The 19,320-nt window shown below is 27.5% G+C and carries 13 protein-coding genes; 4 read left to right on the top strand and 9 right to left on the bottom strand.

Translation table 11 applies throughout. The features are described 5' to 3' along the window. Window positions 1-196: 196 nt before the first annotated feature. The 9 genes from FGQ49_RS00915 to FGQ49_RS00875 form a co-directional block, all read right to left on the bottom strand. Window positions 197-1,684 (bottom strand): NAD(P)H-hydrate dehydratase, encoded by a 1,488-nt coding sequence (locus FGQ49_RS00915; RefSeq protein WP_138268035.1) that lies wholly within the window; start codon window positions 1,682-1,684, stop codon window positions 197-199. A 130-nt stretch (window positions 1,685-1,814) separates the two neighbouring features. Then, window positions 1,815-3,305 carry a DUF2828 family protein gene (locus FGQ49_RS00910; RefSeq protein ID WP_138268034.1) on the bottom strand — a complete coding sequence of 497 codons (1,491 nt, stop codon included), beginning with the start codon at window positions 3,303-3,305 and terminating at the stop codon, window positions 1,815-1,817. Window positions 3,306-3,612: 307 nt separating this feature from the next. Continuing rightward, a complete protein-coding gene (locus tag FGQ49_RS00905; protein ID WP_138268033.1) occupies window positions 3,613-4,530 on the bottom strand; it encodes a WYL domain-containing protein in 918 nt (305 codons plus the stop codon). Further along, on the bottom strand, window positions 4,520-5,764 hold the full coding sequence (locus tag FGQ49_RS00900; protein WP_138268032.1) for a WYL domain-containing protein: 1,245 nt from the start codon (window positions 5,762-5,764) through the stop codon (window positions 4,520-4,522). Before FGQ49_RS00900 ends, FGQ49_RS00905 begins: the two co-directional genes overlap by 11 nt. Before the next feature lie 156 nt (window positions 5,765-5,920). Then, a complete protein-coding gene (locus tag FGQ49_RS00895; protein ID WP_138268031.1) occupies window positions 5,921-6,370 on the bottom strand; it encodes a zinc ribbon domain-containing protein in 450 nt (149 codons plus the stop codon). A 119-nt stretch (window positions 6,371-6,489) separates the two neighbouring features. Beyond that, window positions 6,490-6,933, bottom strand: a complete 444-nt coding sequence (locus FGQ49_RS00890; protein ID WP_138268030.1) for a GNAT family N-acetyltransferase — start codon at window positions 6,931-6,933, stop codon at window positions 6,490-6,492. 72 nt (window positions 6,934-7,005) lie between these two features. Next, the gene (gene lysS, locus FGQ49_RS00885) at window positions 7,006-8,916 is read right to left on the bottom strand and encodes a lysine--tRNA ligase (RefSeq protein ID WP_138268029.1); all 1,911 of its coding nucleotides are present in this window, start codon (window positions 8,914-8,916) and stop codon (window positions 7,006-7,008) included. Between the two features lie 17 nt (window positions 8,917-8,933). After that, the gene (gene greA, locus FGQ49_RS00880; RefSeq protein ID WP_171020546.1) at window positions 8,934-9,410 is read right to left on the bottom strand and encodes a transcription elongation factor GreA; all 477 of its coding nucleotides are present in this window, start codon (window positions 9,408-9,410) and stop codon (window positions 8,934-8,936) included. A 63-nt stretch (window positions 9,411-9,473) separates the two neighbouring features. Further along, entirely contained in the window at window positions 9,474-10,361 is an 888-nt protein-coding gene (locus tag FGQ49_RS00875) for a hypothetical protein (protein ID WP_138268027.1), read from the bottom strand. Window positions 10,362-10,456: 95 nt separating this feature from the next. On the opposite strand from FGQ49_RS00875, the gene murI reads away from it, so the two are divergent. From murI to FGQ49_RS00855, 4 genes are read left to right on the top strand one after another with little or no spacing between them, the layout of a single operon-like run. Continuing rightward, window positions 10,457-11,266, top strand: a complete 810-nt coding sequence (murI, locus tag FGQ49_RS00870) for a glutamate racemase (protein WP_138268026.1) — start codon at window positions 10,457-10,459, stop codon at window positions 11,264-11,266. A gap of 8 nt (window positions 11,267-11,274) precedes the next feature. Beyond that, window positions 11,275-14,619 (top strand): PD-(D/E)XK nuclease family protein, encoded by a 3,345-nt coding sequence (locus FGQ49_RS00865; RefSeq protein WP_138268025.1) that lies wholly within the window; start codon window positions 11,275-11,277, stop codon window positions 14,617-14,619. Then, window positions 14,606-18,121, top strand: coding sequence for a helicase-exonuclease AddAB subunit AddA (gene addA, locus FGQ49_RS00860; RefSeq protein WP_138268024.1), 3,516 nt, complete (start codon window positions 14,606-14,608; stop codon window positions 18,119-18,121). The genes FGQ49_RS00865 and addA overlap by 14 nt, the downstream gene beginning before the upstream one ends. Before the next feature lies 1 nt (window position 18,122). Then, window positions 18,123-19,316: a nucleotidyltransferase gene (locus FGQ49_RS00855; RefSeq protein WP_138268023.1), complete on the top strand. Its 1,194-nt coding sequence runs from the start codon at window positions 18,123-18,125 to the stop codon at window positions 19,314-19,316. The last annotated feature ends 4 nt before the right edge of the window (window positions 19,317-19,320 follow it).

Genomic DNA, 19,320 nt, shown 5'->3' with positions numbered 1-19,320 from the left:
TTTTTGTCATTTTTTTTCATTGACTTCTTCTCGTATGCTTATCCAGCTATCCGCTCGAAACAGCTTTGTTATATTATCACTTTATTCCTTAACTGTCAATACCTTTTTTACACTTTTTTGCAGTTTTTTTTACAATTATTATTAATACTTGACTCTTACAGTTTACATTATTTACATTTTAAAGAATTATATACCTTTATTTTATTATTTCACTTATCGCTTCGGCAATGTTATTTACTGTATCGCTAGCAATCATGCTTATAGAATTTATTTTTTCCTGTGCCAATTCTCCGGCTCTACCGTTTATATATGAAGCGCCTGCTGTAGAAAGCAATAAATCATCATTATATGCGCACACTGCGGAAATTATACCAGATAACACATCACCACTTCCTGCAGTAGCCATTCCTACACAACCTCTATCTGTTATATATGCTTTTTCACCATTTGTTATAATAGTACTAGGTCCTTTTAATAACAAAATTACACCTTTTTCCCTTGCATAATTCATTGCTATTTTCAATGGATTTTCAAGTATTTCATCTATGGTAAGACCGGTTAAACGTGAAAATTCTTTTATATGAGGAGTCAGAATTAATTTACACTTTGTTTTTTCAAATATATTTTCATCCATCTTTGAAAGCATAGTTAATCCGTCTGCATCAATAACAAGTTTGCCATCATAATTTTCTAAAATATATTTTAACACCTTATAAGTTTCATCACTTAACCCTACCCCCATTCCAAAAGCAACGAGCTTTACTCCTTTAATGAGTCCGTCAATTTCTTTTTTATCAAATTCTATTTCTCCGTTTTTATCTTTCAAAGGATAAAGAGTGCTTTCTAAAATATGAGATGTTACATCAGAGCTTATACTATCAGGCAACCCTATTTTTACAACGCCTGCACCTGAGCGCATAGCTGCATTAGCCATACACGCAAGTCTTATTGCTCCGCTGTATTTCTTACATCCACCTATTAATGCAATATATCCATAACTGCCTTTATTTGAATAATTTTTTCTTTCCTTAAAAATTTCTTTTAAATCGTTTTTTTCAATTAAATAATAAGGTTCATCAACAGGTTTTATTCCAATATCACAGTTCACTTTATTTTTTATTACGTCTTTTGCCATATTTAAAAAGTGTCCTAATTTATAACCCCCAATGGAAACAGTTAAATCAGATGCAACACATAACGAACTCATACCACTATCTCCGTTTAGACCACTATTTATATCCACTGACACAACATATGCACCGCTTTTATTGATTTCATGGATAATCATACCTGCTAAACCTCTAACATCTCCTCTAAAACCTGTGCCAAGCATACAGTCAACTATCATATCATAATTTTCAAAGGTAGTTTCCTCACTGCATATTTCTACTTTTATCCCTGCTTCAACACATTTATCAAAATAAAACTTCCCATCTTCTGAAAACTTTTCTTTTATTAAAAATATAGTACAAGGAATATTGTTTTCATGTAATAAACTTGCTATAACATATCCGTCTCCTGCGTTATTGCCACTGCCGCATACAACGGCAACACTACCTTTCCATTTTACGCTTTTAAATACTCCTACCCCTGCTTTATACATAAGTTCCTTACTTGAAATATATTTTTCTATTGTATAAGCATCGCTTTTCCTCATATTTTCAACAGATAAAACTTTTATCATTTTTAAGCTCCTTTTAGTTTTAATCTCAATGATATATTTATTTTATCACAAATTTTATTGTTAATAAAAATATAGGAACCTATTTAATAAAAAAAGACAACCAATTTTAGTTGTCTTTTCTATAATCCCTCTACGCTGAAATATCCTCATACCTTTTTGACATTAAAACATCTATCATAAAGTTATAAGGTTCACAGCTACCCTCTGCTACCATCTTAAAGATATTTGGAGAAAATCCGGATACAAGAATTACCCCCTGTTCATTTGCGCTAACCGCTTGATGCCCATATCTGCTGGCAACATTCCAAAATACAATCTCTGGAAGTTTATAACCATAAGATTCATACTTCCTCTTTGCTCTTTCAAAATTTGATATTTGAGCCCCTTCAACACACATATCAAACTCCATATCGGAAATAATAATAAGTCTCTTAGGAAGTTCTTCTTGCTTAATATGATTTTTAACAGCTGCATTTAAAATCAAATCAAATACTGCATCAATATTAGTATTTGCAATCTCATTAAATGAAGCAATATATCTAAACTGTTCAAAGAAAGTATCCCCTTTAATATCTATAAGCTCAGGTTTTTTTGAAAACTCAATAAATTTACCTTTAAATATACCCTTATTATGCTGTGCAAAGTATAATCCCAAGGACAATGCAACTGAAGCTGGCATTGGCTTTTGATCATAATACATAGAACCGGAAGTATCCACAACAGCGATTGTATTTTCATCACCTACGTAATTAGGCAATGCTTCCCACATTGTATTAAAAGCTATCTTATCCTCTTCTTTTACATCGTTGTTGTTTGAAAAATATAATTGCCACTCACGTAAATAAGGTTCCACCATTTCATATGGCATAATATTAGAAACATTAATTTTAGCTTCTCCTTTAGAAACATTGTTTAAATAAGCAAAATACCTTGAACGGTCATTTCTAATAAATGCATGTCTGTATTTATACATTGCTCTTGAAGGAAGTTTCTCATAATCAAAAGAGTAATCCTTTTGTCTTAGATTATTTTCGACTATATGTATATAATTACGAAGCTTAGAAAGTCTCTTTCTATAATTTGCATAACTTAACCCTAAAGATTTTGCAAAAAATTTTCCATTTTTTACAGCTACTCTACTTGAAGTATTAATAGAAGGCATCCATTTTGCCAAAAGAGATACATTTTCCCCTTTTATCATAGCTTCATAATCTTTATCTAATTGAATTTTTACATAACAAGCCATAGCGTCTTGTACAGGTGTATCTATCAAGCAGAACAAATCATCATAGCGACCGTATTCTGCTATATATTTTAAATTCTTTTCTACTATTTCAGGTTTATTATAAGCAAGCCATCTTAAAATAGTACGAAAAACTCTTCTTTCTCCTAAACCTCCCCTTATATCCCTTGCAAAGAATAGCAGTTTCATTGCAAGATTATCATTTTCATAAAATGCACGAATAAATCTATTCACTATATCATTTTCACTATTATTTCTAATTGCACCAACAGAAGAAAATAAATCTAAACAATAAGAGCCTGTTGTACTATATGTTTTTGCTCCATTTTCTGTAAAAGTATTATTTAATTTATTTTCTCTTTTTAAATATGCCCACATAAAAACTACCTCCTTTGCTTATTTTTTTATAATGGGAAACAAGGCACTTAAATTTGAGCTTATTTCTATATATAAACCATCATTGCTGTAAGTGCCTTTTACAAGATACAAGTTCTTTTTACGCACTCGGGCTTTCACCGGGCAGACCATACCTATGAAGTATGTGCTACTTAACTAGCTATACATAATCTCAACTTTGCTGTGCGTATCTTTAAAAGTTTTATATTTATTATTTCTAAATATCTTAACTACAAGCTTATTTTAGCATTATAAAATTCCCATATCATGGAAAAAAAGTTGCGAACTATTAAATATCGCAACTTTTTTGTTTTAATAATCTATCCTTTATTATATTAATAAAATGATCAGGACCAGTAACTTTTATCATTGTTCCAAAAGATAGTATTTCTATTAATATTTCCGTTTCATCACTTTTATCATAAAACATTCTGACTTTATAGAGTTTATCCTCAATCTTTACGACTTCCTTTTTAAAATAAGAAAAGTTGAACATTATCCTCTCAAGTGCATTTCTTTCATCTATAAGTTCAAAATCAACAAATCTTTGAGATTCTTCGTTTTCTATAACCACACTTTTTGAAAAATCAAAATTTCCCTCATATCTCTCCAAAGAAATTATTCTTCCTAAATTTATCCTGCTTGTATGTTTTTTATTTATACCCACAACTCTAAATTTATCATCCTTTTTAGAGTATTCTAGACTCTTAGGGAGAAAAACAACATTTACCTCTTTATCCTTTTTATTTTTCATATTAATTTTTAATGGATAAGAATTTTCTATTGCATCCATTATCAATCTAAAATTCTTTATATATTTTTTATCTTCATAATTATCAGCATCCAAATACCTATCAAAAAAATATATATCTTCCTTCAAAAATAAAGGTTCAATATCATCTAATTTTGGAATATCATCAATAAACAGCTTTATTCTGGAGTCTAAAAATATTGATTTTAACCACATTTTTTGAAGTGTTGTAAGAGGAAGAGTAGGTTTATGTTTTAAAGGCGTGGTACCGTCTTTTTTTATTAGGTTCCACTGCTCTTCTTCTATTGCTTTTATAATATTCATAACACTTTCATCAAAAGCATTTTCTTTAATTATCTTTTCAATATCCTGTTTATTTAATGGATTTTTTATGGCTTTTTCAATAATCTTTGCCATTGTGGAATAATACACACCATATAACTCGCTAAAAATCATTTTTTACCTCAATTTCATACATTTGATACATTTTTTCTATATCCTCTTTAAACTGTTTCTCTATTTTTTTATTTGAAAAACTTATATATTCTATTCTGCAAATAAAAGTTCTTATCCATGGCACAAGTTCCATACTATCATAAACATCTGCGCTAAATTTTAATTTATTATCACCTATTTCTTCGATTTTTCCACATCTCTTTTCTCTTTCCAAACGCTTTGGAATAAAAAATTCATCATCATTATATTTTATTGTAAATTCAACATGTTCTAGAGTGTTACTGTCTTTATTTCCCGTACTTACACCCCATATATATTTTTTGTTTTCCTCTAATTCCTTTCTTAATTCTTTAAATAGTTTATTTTTATTTCCCAATTTCACACTGACAATATTATCTATCCTGCAAGGAAATATTACTTTATCTTTCAGAGAATATGACATTAAATATTCTCTTCCGTTTTGCACGCTTATGTATATTTTTAATGGAACAACTTCATTTTCCTTTTTTACTTTCTTTCTTTGATTTATCGTTTTAATTTTAATTTCTCTTTCTTCTCTAATTGCATAAAAAACTTCTTCCATAATTTCGCTATCCATAGTATTGGTTATGTAATGATGTTTAAAATTAAACTTGCTTTTATCTTTTGGAACTTTATCCAAAAGATAGGACCCAATAACTCCGCAAGGTGCAATTTCCGAATAATAATCCAAACAATCAGTGTTCATAAACTTAGTATTTTTTGAACGGCTATAATATAAAGCTGAACCTTTCTTTTCTTTAACTATTATCCCTTGAGAAACATATTCATTTAATTTTTTCCTTACCGTTGATTCATCAAAAAATTTCGGATTATCAAAATTAATAAGAATATTATCTATTTCTTTCATAATCTCTTTTATAGACATAGAAATATCTTTAGAATATAGTATGTCAAACAAAATAAAATGAAGTGTAATATCTCCATTTGTAAAACTCTTTGCCTTCCATGCTTTATATAAAGGATTATGTTGTTCTAACCTAGAATCTATGGATATAAAAACATTTTTTCCTTCTTTTGTTTTATTAAAGCCCATATATTCCCCAAGCCAGCTTTCTATTCTTCTTTTTTCATTATCGTAAGATCTTGCACTTTTATTATCATACTCTTTGCGGCTTTTAAATCCATAAACATAAAATTCTCTCATATAATCTCTAATACGATTAAAATTTTTTACAAGTTCATTGTACGCCATTCAAACTACCTCTTATTAGAAAAGTAATACTAATATTTTATTTATTATAACAAATTGTTTAACAATTATGTTATAAAAAAGCTTTGGTAAATTTACCAAAGCTAAAACAATAATATTATTTATATTTAAAACTACAAAACATCTATTTCTAAAATATTATTTATCTATATCTCTCCAATAATTTAGTTTAGGAAGCAAATCAATCATATAAGCCCTAACTTCCTCCTTAGTATAGTTTTCTATGTACATATGCTCTACACAAAAATCGATAAGCTCATCAATATTATGATAAGTAAATTCCCCTTCATTATAACACCATTTACAATACTCTTCGTTAAATTCACCATTTGGTTCTTTACTTATTATAGAATCATCAAGAGGCATACCACAGCACTGACAAATTAGTTTTATAGGAGAACCTAAAAGAGTATTAATTGAAACATTAAAAACATTTGATAATAATTTTAGTGTTTCAGTATTAGGCAGAGTTTCTCCCATTTCCCAACGAGATACTGCCTGTCTTGTAACATACACCTTATTTGCAAGTTCTTCTTGAGACATTCCTTTTTCTTTTCTAAGTTTATAAATAATATCTTTTGTATCCATATTAATAACCTCCACCTTTAAAAGCATTATAATATTAATACAATCTTCTAACAAGCAACTGTTTGTTGCTAAAATTGATTATATATAAATATATGACCCCATAAAATTTATAAATAAAATTACTTTTCCATAACATAATTAACAAGAATAATTCCCTGCCTGTTTATTTGTTGTTTTTTCACAACCTTATACCCTCTTTTTTCAAAGAATGTTTTTGCTGTAATTGAGGAATGAGTTACAATTTTTTCATTTACATATTTTTCTAATAAATCACAAATAGAACTTCCAATCCCAACACCTTGATACTTTGAATGAACATACAAGCGGTCAAGATATCCCGTTCTATCCATATCTCCAAACCCTACAATCATTCCATTATTAGTAGCAACCAAAGTAAAATGTTTCTCTAATGAACTATTCCACTTTTCTAAATCTTCTTTTCCCGTCGCCCATACATCTAACTGTTCTTTGGTATAATCTTTTTTATTTATATTATGAACCGTATCATAAAATAACTTTATTACTTCTTCACAGTCTGAAGGTCTATACTTTCTTATTTTCATTTTTCTCCCCGTTTTAAATTATAAAAATAGACAGCTTGTATTACCAAGCTGCCCACTTATTTAATTTATATCTTAATATAATTTTGCACCTGCAGGGATTTTATCATCTACCATTAATAGATTTAATCCTTCTTTTCCATCTTCTTCGTGTACTGCAGATATAAGCATACCTTCAGAATCAATCCCCATCATTTTTCTTGGTGGAAGATTTACTATTGCAATAGCTGTTTTACCTATTAATTCTTCAGGCTTATAATAATCTCGAATACCGCTTAAGATTGTACGTTTACGGTCTGTTCCGTCATTAAGAGTAAATTTTAAAAGCTTTTTACTCTTTGGAACTTCTTCGCAGTTTTCGATTTTTACAGCACGGAAATCAGATTTTGAGAATGTTTCAAAATCTACCATTTCTTCAAAAAGAGGTTCGATTTTTACATTTGAAAAATCAATCTTTTTATCCTCTTCTTTTACTTCTACATTAGATTCACTAACTTTAGTATTTACACTGTCAAGTGGTTTCATTGTCGGGAATAAGATTACATCTCTTATTGAACTTTGATTTGTAAGAAGCATTACAAGTCTGTCTACACCAACACCTACACCGCCTGTTGGAGGAAGTCCAACTTCAAGAGCATTGATAAAGTCTGTATCGTATGGGTGAGCTTCTTCATCCCCTGTTGCTTTCTTTTCCATTTGTGCTGCAAATCTTTCTCTTTGATCAAATGGGTCGTTAAGTTCACTAAATCCGTTTGCATATTCGTGACCTGCAACAAATAATTCAAATCTTTGAGTATATCTTTCATCATCAAGACATTTTTTAGCAAGTGGAGAAATTTCGACCGGGTGATGTGTTACAAATGTAGGTTGAATTAAGTTTGCTTCACAATGTTCTTCAAACAACTCTTCTATAATTTTACCTATACCCCAGTCAGGTTCAGGTTCTACATTTAGTTTTTTTGCTTCTGCTCTTGCCACTTCAATATCTGTTATTTTATCAAAATCAACACCTGTTGCTTCTGTTACGAGATCAACCATTTTAACTCTTCTAAAAGGTGCCTTTAAGGAAATTTCATGCTCTCCGTATGTTATTGTATTGCTTCCTACGGTATGTGTGGCAATATAATCGTACATCTTTTCAATCATTTCCATTACATCGTTAAAATCTGCATATGATTGATATGATTCCATAGTGGTAAATTCTGGATTATGAGTAGCATCCATGCCTTCGTTTCTAAAAATTCTTCCAATTTCGTATACTCTGTTAAATCCGCCAACAATAAGTCTTTTTAAAGGAAGTTCCGTAGCAATTCTCATATACATTGGAATATCCAAAGTATTATGATGAGTAATAAACGGTCTTGCATTTGCACCTCCCGCAAGCGTTCCGAGAACAGGAGTTTCAACTTCAATAAAACCTTCTCCATCCATAAAATCTCTCATGCATTTTACGATTTTTGAACGCATTAAGAAAACATCTTTTACTTCAGGGTTCATTATTAAATCAACATATCTTTGTCTATATCTAAGCTCAGGGTCTTTAAGTCCGTGGAATTTTTCAGGTAAAACTTGAATAGATTTACTAAGCATTGTTACCTTTTTAACTCTAACAGAAATTTGACCTCTTTGAGTTTTAAATACTTCTCCGTCTATTCCAAGAATATCCCCGATATCGTAAGATTTAATTAAAGCATATTCTTCTTCGCCAACAACATCTTTTTTTATGAAAAGTTGAATTTTATCAGTTGAATCCATTAAATCATAAAAACCAACCTTACCTTGTCCTCTTTTTGACATAAGACGACCTGCAATTTTTACTTCCTTGCCGTCGTATTCTTCAAACTTTTCATTAATATCTTTACAAAATGCATTATATTCAAATCTACATTCTTTATAAGGATATTTTCCTTGAGCTGTAAGTTCTTTAAATTTATCAATCTTTACTTTAACTACTTCAGGAACATTTTCATAAAAATCACTACTCATTTATCATCTCTCCATTCTTATTCTACTTCTAAAACTTTTAAATCAACTATTCCATCAGGAAGTTTAACCTTTGCTACTTCTCCAACTTTTTTACCTAAAAGAGCATTTCCAATAGGAGATTCATTTGAAATCTTATTGTTGTCTAAGTCTACTTCTTCACTTCCTACAATAATATATTCTACTTCTTCATCAAAATCAGTATCATAAACTTTTACTTTGCTTCCAAGAGAAACAATATCTTTTGTTTTTGTTTCATCATCAAAAATTAACGCATGTTTTAATTTATATTCAATTTCTCTTATTTCGCCTTCAATAAATCCTTGTTCTTGTTTTGCTTCATCATATTCAGCATTTTCACTTAAATCGCCGAATTCTCTGGCTGCTTTGATTTTCAAAGCAACTTCATGTCTTTTTTCGTCCTTTAAGTAATTTAATCTTTCTTCTAATTCTTTATATCCTTCTTTTGATAAGATTACTTCTTTACCAGTCATCAAAATTACCTCTTAATTATATTTTTCAATTTATACTAATGGACTTATTATAATAACTCAAATTAATCATGTCAAGAGCTTAAACCCATTAAAAAACCGCATTTTTAAAGATTTTTTATGTAAAAATTCCTCTAAATTAATATTTAATATATCTTTTTTGTCGTTTGCATTATTTTCTAATAATATAAGACCTTTTACAAAGGATAAATCAAAATAATCAATATCTATATTTTGAATATTAAAACCGCTTGGAATAATTTTTACATCGTTAATTATCTTTTCACAATCCATATATTCATTCTTTTTGTATAATGAAATATAATTTTCACATTCTATATAATTTATTTTATCGCTTAACATCTCTTTACTTAAATCAAATATATAGTCGCATTTTTTCATTGAAGATATACTTTTACTTACATATATACTGCTTCCAGTATCTTTTAGAATATTACTTGCAATATTTTCCCCAATATAAGGATTATTAACAAAAAATATTACAAGTGGAAAATATTCACAAATCATCTTTATATATTCATAATTTGTATTTTTATCCAAACAAACTCCAACCTGTGTTTTTTGTGCATCTTTTACCATTTTTTTTAATTTTAAAAAGAAAGCAATAAAATATATATCTTCATCATGAATATATGGAATATTATATATTGAAAGATTTTTTACATTAAAATCTCTCGGGAAACATACAAACCCCTCTTCATTATCATCAAAATAATTATTTATTAATTTTAAATTCCTATTTGATATAAAATTATTAAAATCCACCAAGAAAACACTCCCCACAACTTTAAAGGAACCGTCTTTAATTAAAAATGGACCTTTTACTCTCCTTTGTTTGAAAATCATTTGATACAACCTTTCATACAGATTATTCCACTTAGAACAAGGAAATTTTTCCTCATATCTACCAATATCCATCATATAACATAACTTCATAGGCTTCTCCTTCAATTATCTTGTTTTAATGTTATGTTTTTTATGATAGAATAATCACAGTAATTCAAATTTATTATAAAAAGAGGTCAATTTTAATGAGTAATAATCTACCAATAGGTATTTTAGACAGTGGAGTGGGAGGACTTACAGTTTTTAGACAAACAGAAAAACTCCTACCTAACGAAAATATAATTTACATAGGCGATACAAAAAGAATGCCTTATGGAAATAAAAGCAAAGAAGACATAATTAAATATGCAAACGCAATGATAGCTTTTCTTGAAAAACATCATGTAAAAGCTGTTTTACTTGCCTGCAATACTATTTCATCTCATATTAAAAGTCTTAATTCAAATGTACCTTTATTTAGTATCGTTAAAGCAGGAAGTGAATATGCCCTAAAAAAATGCGAAGAAGAAAATGATAATTTAATCGGGCTTATTGCAACAAAAGCTACTGTAGAAAGCGGATCATATAATAAAGAAATTCATAAAGTAAATAAAAATATTAAAATTATATCAAACGACTCAACAAGACTTCCAAAGGTAATAGACTCGCAAATCGAAAATAAACCCTTACTTAATGAACTTATAAAAGAATGTATACAACCAATTATAGATCAAAACAACGATGTATCAAAATTAATTCTTGGTTGTTCTCACTTCCCTATAATAGAAGGTGAAATAAACGAAATATATAAAAACCTTACTCTTTTAGACCCTGCGGAACAAATGGTAAGAAATGTAAAAAAATATTTAGAAGACTATGATTTTTTAAGTAATACAAAAGAAAGCTATAAATCACTCTATACAACAGCGGATATTTTAGAATTCGTTTCATATATAAAAAGATTAAAAATAAACATAGACAAACTTGAAAAAATAAAATTATTTGAGGATGATTAATAAAGAAAATGATTAATATAATAACCAGTTACATTGAAGAAAAAGCCTTTTTCAAAGCCAGCAGAGATATTAAGAGAACTTTAAAAGAGAATAATGAAATAAATAAAATTCTCTTTTTAGTTCCGGAGCAATTTACAGTAGAAGCAGAAAGAATGCTTACAGACAAATTAACGGCAAAAGGGCTTATTGATATTGAAGTTTTAAGCATTAAAAGACTTTCAAACAGAATACTTACAAAAACAAAAAGCGAAGTGCCAAAAACCTTAGACGAAAGCGGGAAAAGCATGGTTCTTAGCTTTATTTTAAATGAATTAAAAGAAGAACTTATATGCTTTAACCGACTTACAAATAATGCATCTTTTAACGAAAATGTATGTGAACTTTTTTCTGAACTCAAGAAAAACAATGTAACCGGTGAAGATTTAAACCCGGATAAATTTTCAGATGAAGAAAATAAGAATAATTTCCTATATAAAAAGACTCATGATATTCATAAAATCTATGAAAGATATAATAACTTTTTAGGCACTGATTTTTGGGACTCTGACGATTTAACATTTCATGCAAGCCAACATTTAGATAAAGCAAGATTTTTGGATAACAGCGAAATTTACTACTTTGGTTTTGAGTCTTTCGATAAAAACATTTATTCTCTTATAGAAGCTATAAGCAAAAGGGAAATTAATCAAACTTTTTTATTTACCGCAAAAGATGATATAAAAAGCTCCCCTGCTTATAAAATAGTAGAAAATACAATATATAAATTACATAAACTTGCAGATAAATGTAGTGAAGAATTTAATATTCAAACACAAAACGAAGAAGAAAAAGAAAAAGATTTAAAATTCCTTGCGGATAATATTTTTTCATATGACACAAAGGAATATAAAGATGAGGTAAAAAATATTGAAATTTTTAAAGCCTCAAGTATATACGAAGAAGTTGAAAATACAGCAATAAATATCTTAAAGCTTATAAAAGAGGAAAATGCTTTATATAGAGACATACAAGTTTTGCCTTCAGATTACGAAACATATAAAAATGTCATAAGTGAAGTTTTCAATAAATATAAAATAAATTACTTCTTAGACAATACATCAAATGTAATAGACACAAATATATTAAGAGGAATAATAAAAATATTAAATATAATAAGCAGTAACTTCCAAACGAACGATATAATTTCTTTTTTAAAAACAGGGCTTACAGATTTATCAAAAGACGACATCGAAACCTTTGAAAATTATGCTTTGGAATTTGGCATAAAAGGCACAATGTGGCTTAAAGACTTTAAAAGAAATAATAAATCCAATGACTATAATTTAGATTATTTGAATGAGAAAAAAGATGCATTTATTTTACCCCTTATTGCTTTAAAAGAAAACTTTAAAAATACTAAAAATGTAAAAGAAACAACTACTGTATTTTATAAATTCTTAAAAGATTTTGGATTAGATGAAAAAATAAAAAGAATAGTAAAAAACTTTGAAGAAAAAGATGACTATACAAATGCAAATAAATACGCACAAATTTATAACAGCATAATAAATATATTTGAACAGCTTTATAACTTCCTTGGAGAAGAAAAACTAAGCTTAAAAGAATATGCAAAAATAATGGAAAGCGGATTTAAAGCATTAAAAATAGGTATAATCCCATCAACCATAGACAGCGTAAATATCGCTACTTTATCACGTTCCAGAAGCAGCGACATAAAATATCTTTTTATTCTAGGTGTAAATGACGGCATACTCCCAACAAACTTTGCCCAATCAGGAGGTATTTTTTCTAACAAGGAAAAACTTCAAATTATAGAAAGCGGAGTAGAAATAAGAAGTACAAATGAATACAAACAACAGGAAGAAAAATACTTTTTGACATCGTTGATTTTAAAAACACAAAAACACATTTATTTTTCTTATCCTATACTTTCTCCTTCCGGTGATGAATTGACCGAAAGTTCTATTATAATGCGAATAAAAAACATTATGCCAAACATTAGAACAAAAACTTTTAATAAAGATAATTTAGATGATAATTTAAGTTTAATATCAAATTTTGATGCTACATTTAAACATTTAATAAATAATAAAATTAATAAAAGCGAAAACAACGAAGTGAATAATCTTTGGGAAGAAGTTTATGATATTTATAAAAATGATAACTTGGGAAAAAATTATATTGACATAATGGAAAGCGCTATAAACTTTAGCAACAACTCAGAAATTTCTAATAAGAAACTTATTAATGAAATATATAACGGCAAAATGATAACCAGCATAAGCCAGCTTGAAACTTATGCAAAATGTCCTTTCAGTTATTTTATTTCATATATAATCTCCCCAATTGAACGAAAAAAACTTGAATTAAACAGCCCGGATATAGGAAATATCTTACATGAGATTATATACATTTTCTCAAATAAAATAATAAATAATGAAGTTGACGTAAACAAAATTACTTCAAAAGAACTTAATGATTTAACAAAAGAAATAACTAAAGAAGTAACAGAAAAATATTCAAAAGGGAAAGTAAAACAAATTGTAAACAGCGCTTATTTTAAGAAGAAACTTCTTAGAAATTCTTCCTATGCCCTTTCAAATATAGTTACACAGTTAAGAAGAAGCAATTTTCACATTTCAAAATGCGAAAGTGAATTCGGAGAAGATAAAGAAAACTCTCTAAACTTTATAACAAAAGAAAACAACATTGTAAACATTAAAGGGAAAATAGACAGAATAGACACATATAAGGCTGATGAGGGAGAATATGTAAAGGTAATAGACTATAAAACAAAAGGAGAAACATTCGATTTCTCAAAGAGTTATTATGGAATAAATATGCAGCTTCCAATATACCTTGCAGCAACAACATTAAATAATAATAGCGAACCTGCCGGTGCATTATATTTTAGAATCTCACCTGAAATAACAAACGTAAAAAATTCAGAGGATTTAAAAACATTAATAGATAAAGCAGAAGAAAACCAAATTGACGGAGTTGTTATTGATAATACGGATATATTAAATAATATTGACGATGATGAAAACAACGGAATAGTAAAGAAACTTAAAAGCAAAAGAAATAAAGTTATTCCAAAAGAAGATTTATCAAACTTAATAAATCATGCTACGAATTTAGCAAAAGAAATTTCCGATAATATTATAAATGGTAAAATATCAATAACTCCATATAAAAAAGCAAGTGAAACACCATGCGAGTATTGTAAATATGAAAACATATGTCATTTTGATACTTGCTTTAAAGATAATAAATTTAATGAACTACCAAAAGCAAAAGCAGAAGACATATTAAAACTTATAAAGGAGGAAAGTGAAAATGAAATGGACTGAAAGTCAATATAAAGCAATAAATAACGACGGAAAAAACCTCCTTGTAAGCGCAGGGGCAGGCTGTGGTAAAACTGCAATTTTAACAAACAGAATAATAAGATTAATGCTTGAAAATAAAATCGACATTAATAAATTTCTTGTAGTAACTTTTACCAATGCTGCTGCAAACGGAATGAAAGAGAAAATAAGAAAGCTTCTTTATGAAAAATTAAAAGAAGAAAAAAGCGATAAAAAGTTTTTATTTGAACAAATTTCAAATTTAGAAAGTGCAAATATCAGTACCCTTCATTCTCTATGTATAAATATTATAAGAGAATATTACCATATTGTAGAAATAGACCCATCTTTTCAAATAATAACGGATACAAATGTAGACATGCTTATGGATGAAGCTTTTGAAAAACTGTTTAATGATAGATATGAAAATAATGATGAACAGTTCATTCAAACATCATTAAATTATTCTTTTTCACGTACAAATGAAGACTATTTTAAGGAACAATTAAAAAGCATATATACTTTTATATACAATAGACCATCTCCTTTTAAATGGCTTCATGAAAAAGTAGAATTTTTCAATCAAAACGAAGAAGAGCTTAAAGAAAGTCTTGCCTTTAAAATAATTAAAGAAGAAGCTTATGACGGAATTGAACTTTCTTTTAATCTACTAAATGAAGCCTTGGAAAAAGCAAAATTTTACAAAGCAAATGAAAAATTAATAGACTTATTAAATGAAGAAGTTAACAATATAAAACTTTTAAAAAGAGATTTTGAAGGTAATTCCAACAAAGTTTTCAGCTTAAAAATGGGTGATATATTTAGAGCAAGAATTGTAGGAACAAACAAACTCGATCCCCAAATAAAAAATGAAATAACACAAAAAAGGAATTTAGCAAAAGATACAATAAAAAATATCATAAATAATTTATATGCTTTTTCTATTGAAGATATATTAAAAATCAACAATAATCTTTATCCTCAAATGCAGACAATCGAAAAAGCTTTGATTGATTTTGATTATTACTATAAAGAAATAAAAAAGGAAAAAGGTGTTTTGGAATTTAATGATATTGAACATCTCTGCCTTGAAATACTTAACAATGAAAATGCAAGAAAAGAAATTGTAAACAAGTTTGATTTCGTTTTTGTAGACGAATACCAGGATACTAACCTTGTACAAGAAGCAATCATAACAAAAATAATTAAAGAAAATAATCTTTTTACTGTTGGTGATGTAAAACAAAGTATATACCGTTTTAGACAAGCAGAACCTGAAGTATTCATAAATCGTTTAGAAAGATATGAAAAAGAAAATGATATAAACGAAATAATATATATGAATACAAATTTTAGAACAAATAAAAATATCATATCAGGAATCAACGAATTATTTTCAAAAATAATGTCAAAAGAGATAGGTAAAATAGACTATAACGAAAATGAAAAGCTTATCCCGGGAAGAAATGAAGAAATAGAAAGTAAAATAGAACTTCACTTTTTAAAAGAAAATGAAAATGATGAAGATTATTTTGATAAACCTTTAACAAATGACGAAAAAGAGTATACATACCTGGCAATGTTAATAAACAATTTAATAAAGCAAGATATATATGATAGTGAACTTAAGAAATTCAGAAAAACAAAATTTTCTGATATTTGTATTCTTGCAAGAAGTGCCAATACAAAAATAAAACCGTTAAAAGAAATATTTAACAAATATTCAATTCCCGTAAACAGCGAAAAAGAAACGGAATATTTCAAAACACACGAAATATCAATAATTAAAGACTTCTTAAATATAATAAATAATTTTAAAGACGACTTGTCACTACTTGGAGTTATGAGAGGTCCTATTTTTAATTTTTCCACAGAGGAACTACTGGAAATAAAATTATACTCAAAAGAAAAATATTATTATAAATGCGTTGAAAATTTCACTAAAGAAGAAAATGACAATATAGAACTTAAAAATAAAGTAATAAATATGATAAATATAATAAACGAATATAACTCTAAAAGTCTATATATGTCTGTCAGTGATTTAATTGAAGATATTTATGAAAAGACTTCTTTTACAGAATATGTAAAAGCTCTTCCCTTTGGTAATATCAGAGAAAATAACCTTAAAGCACTTATTACCAAAGCAAAAGAATACGAAAACTTTTCAAATGAAGGTTTATATGGATTTATTAAATTTATGGACTATGCAAAAGAAAGAAATGAGTCAGGTATAGCCTTAAATGAAAATAGTGATAACAGTGTAAAATTCACTACAATCCATGCAAGCAAAGGACTTGAATTTCCAATAGTTATTTTAATGGATACAAGCAAGACTTTTAATGAAAGAGACCTAAAAGAAAATATCGTTCTAAATAAAGATTTGGGACTTTGCCCTAGCCTAATAGATTTGGACAATAAAATAAAAATAAACAGTATTTCAAAAATTGCCGCAAATGAACTTGAAAAACAAGAACTAAAAAGTGAAGAAATGCGTTTACTTTATGTTGCCCTTACAAGAGCAAAGGAAAAATTAATAATAACATCAAAGGCTAAAATTGAAGATATCTTAGAAAAAATACCTAAAGAAATAACAAGATTAGATATAAAAAATGCTAAAACATATTTAGACTGGATAGTTAAAGCAATCCTTTGTAATAAACATTTTAATACGAAAGAAAATATTGTTTTTGAAGATAAAAACTTTATAATATATAACAATGATATAAACAGTTTATTAACGGACACTAATAATAACGAAGATAAAACAACAAAAAATGAAAAATTTATAAATGAAGATTTTAGTAAGTTAATAATTCAAAATCTAAATTATAAGTATAAAAATATTATAGATACTAAAATTCCAAGAAAAGCAGGTGTAAGCAGTTTAAAAAACACAGAACTTTTAGAAGTTGGAAATAATGTAATTACAATAAAAGAAGAACCTGATTTCCTAAAAGAAGAAACAGAAATATCGGCAGCACAAAAAGGAACAATTATTCACTTCATTTTTGAAACAATTGATATAAATAAATTAAAAGAAGATAATAATTTGCGAGATAATATTGATAATCAAATTAATAAATTAATAGAAGAAGAAATACTTTCTAAAAAAGAATATGAAAGCATTGATATTGAATATGTATATAATTTTTTTGAAAGTGAAATAGGCAAACAATTATTAAACTCAAAAAAAATATATAGGGAACTTCCTTTTAACCTTGCAATACCTGCAAAAGATATTTCTGACAAATGGGTAGAAAGCGATGAAGATGTATTAGTTCAAGGAATTATTGACCTTACATTTGAAGATGAAAATGGAAATATGATTTTAGTTGATTATAAAACCAACTATTTTAAAACAGATAAAGAAAAAGAAACGCTTATTAAAGAATATAAACTTCAAATAAATTATTATAAAAAGGCAATAACTACATTAATGAATAAAAAAGTCTCTCATAGTTATCTATACTTTTTAAGTAAAAACATAATCACAGAGGTATAAAATGAAAACAGCAGGAATAATAGCTGAATACAACCCGTTTCATAACGGACATAAATATCAAATAGAAAAAATAAAAGAAAATCTTAATGCCGACAACGTAGTTTGTATAATGAGTGGAAACTTCACCCAAAGAGGAGAATTATCCATCATCGATAAATACAAAAAAGCTGAAATGGCAGTAAAAAACGGTGCTAATCTTGTTATAGAGCTGCCTTTTGTTTATGCTTGCACAACGGCAGAAATTTTTGCTTCCTCTGCAGTAAGAATATTAAACAGCCTCGGAATAATAAATTATCTTTGTTTTGGAATGGAAGACAACTCAAAACTTAGAGAAACAATTCAAATTGCAAAGATTTTACTTAAAGAAAGCGATGTCTTTAAAGAAATATTAAAAGATAATTTATCAAAAGGAAAATCTTATATTGAATCAAAGCAAGAAGCATTAAATAAACTTTTAAATAAAGATATTTCTTTTATAAAACAGCCCAATAATATATTGGCATTAGAATATATTAAAGAACTTATAAGTCTTAATTCATTAATAATTCCTTATCCAATTAAAAGAACCTCTTCTTATAAAAGCACAGATAGTTTAGACAGTTTTTTAAGTGCTTACGGTATAAGGGAAAAAATTCTAAAAGGTGAAGACATAAGCGACTATGTTCCAATTAATGCAATAAAAACTTATAATAATATTCCACATGTTAAGACATTGGAAGATTATTTCTTTACTTTAAAAAGCATAATTATGTCAATGGACAAAGATGACTTATATAACTATGCTGACGTAGAAATAGGACTAAACAACAGAATATACAATAATATTTTTCATTCAAATGATGTTGAAAATTTTATAAATATAATATCTACCAAAAGATATACAAAAAACAGAATAAGAAGAATTTTAATTCATATTCTTACAAATTATCAAAAAGAAGAATTTGATAAATATAAACATCATACTCCTGGTTATATCAAAGTTCTTGCCTTTGATAACAAAGGAAGAACTCTTTTAAAAGAGATAAAACAAAACGGAATTCAGATATTTAATAATCTAAACAAAGATATATATAAACTAAATGAAACAGACAGAGAAATAATTGAAAAAAATATTAAGGCAGACAATATATATAATATTAATTTAGATAAATTCAATCTGGATTTTTACAAGCAGGCATTTTATCTTGATAGATAGCATA

The sequence above is a fragment of the Anaerofustis stercorihominis genome (assembly GCF_005844425.1).
Classification (GTDB): domain Bacteria; phylum Bacillota; class Clostridia; order Eubacteriales; family Anaerofustaceae; genus Anaerofustis; species Anaerofustis butyriciformans.
This window is presented reverse-complemented; position numbering and strand designations above follow the sequence as displayed.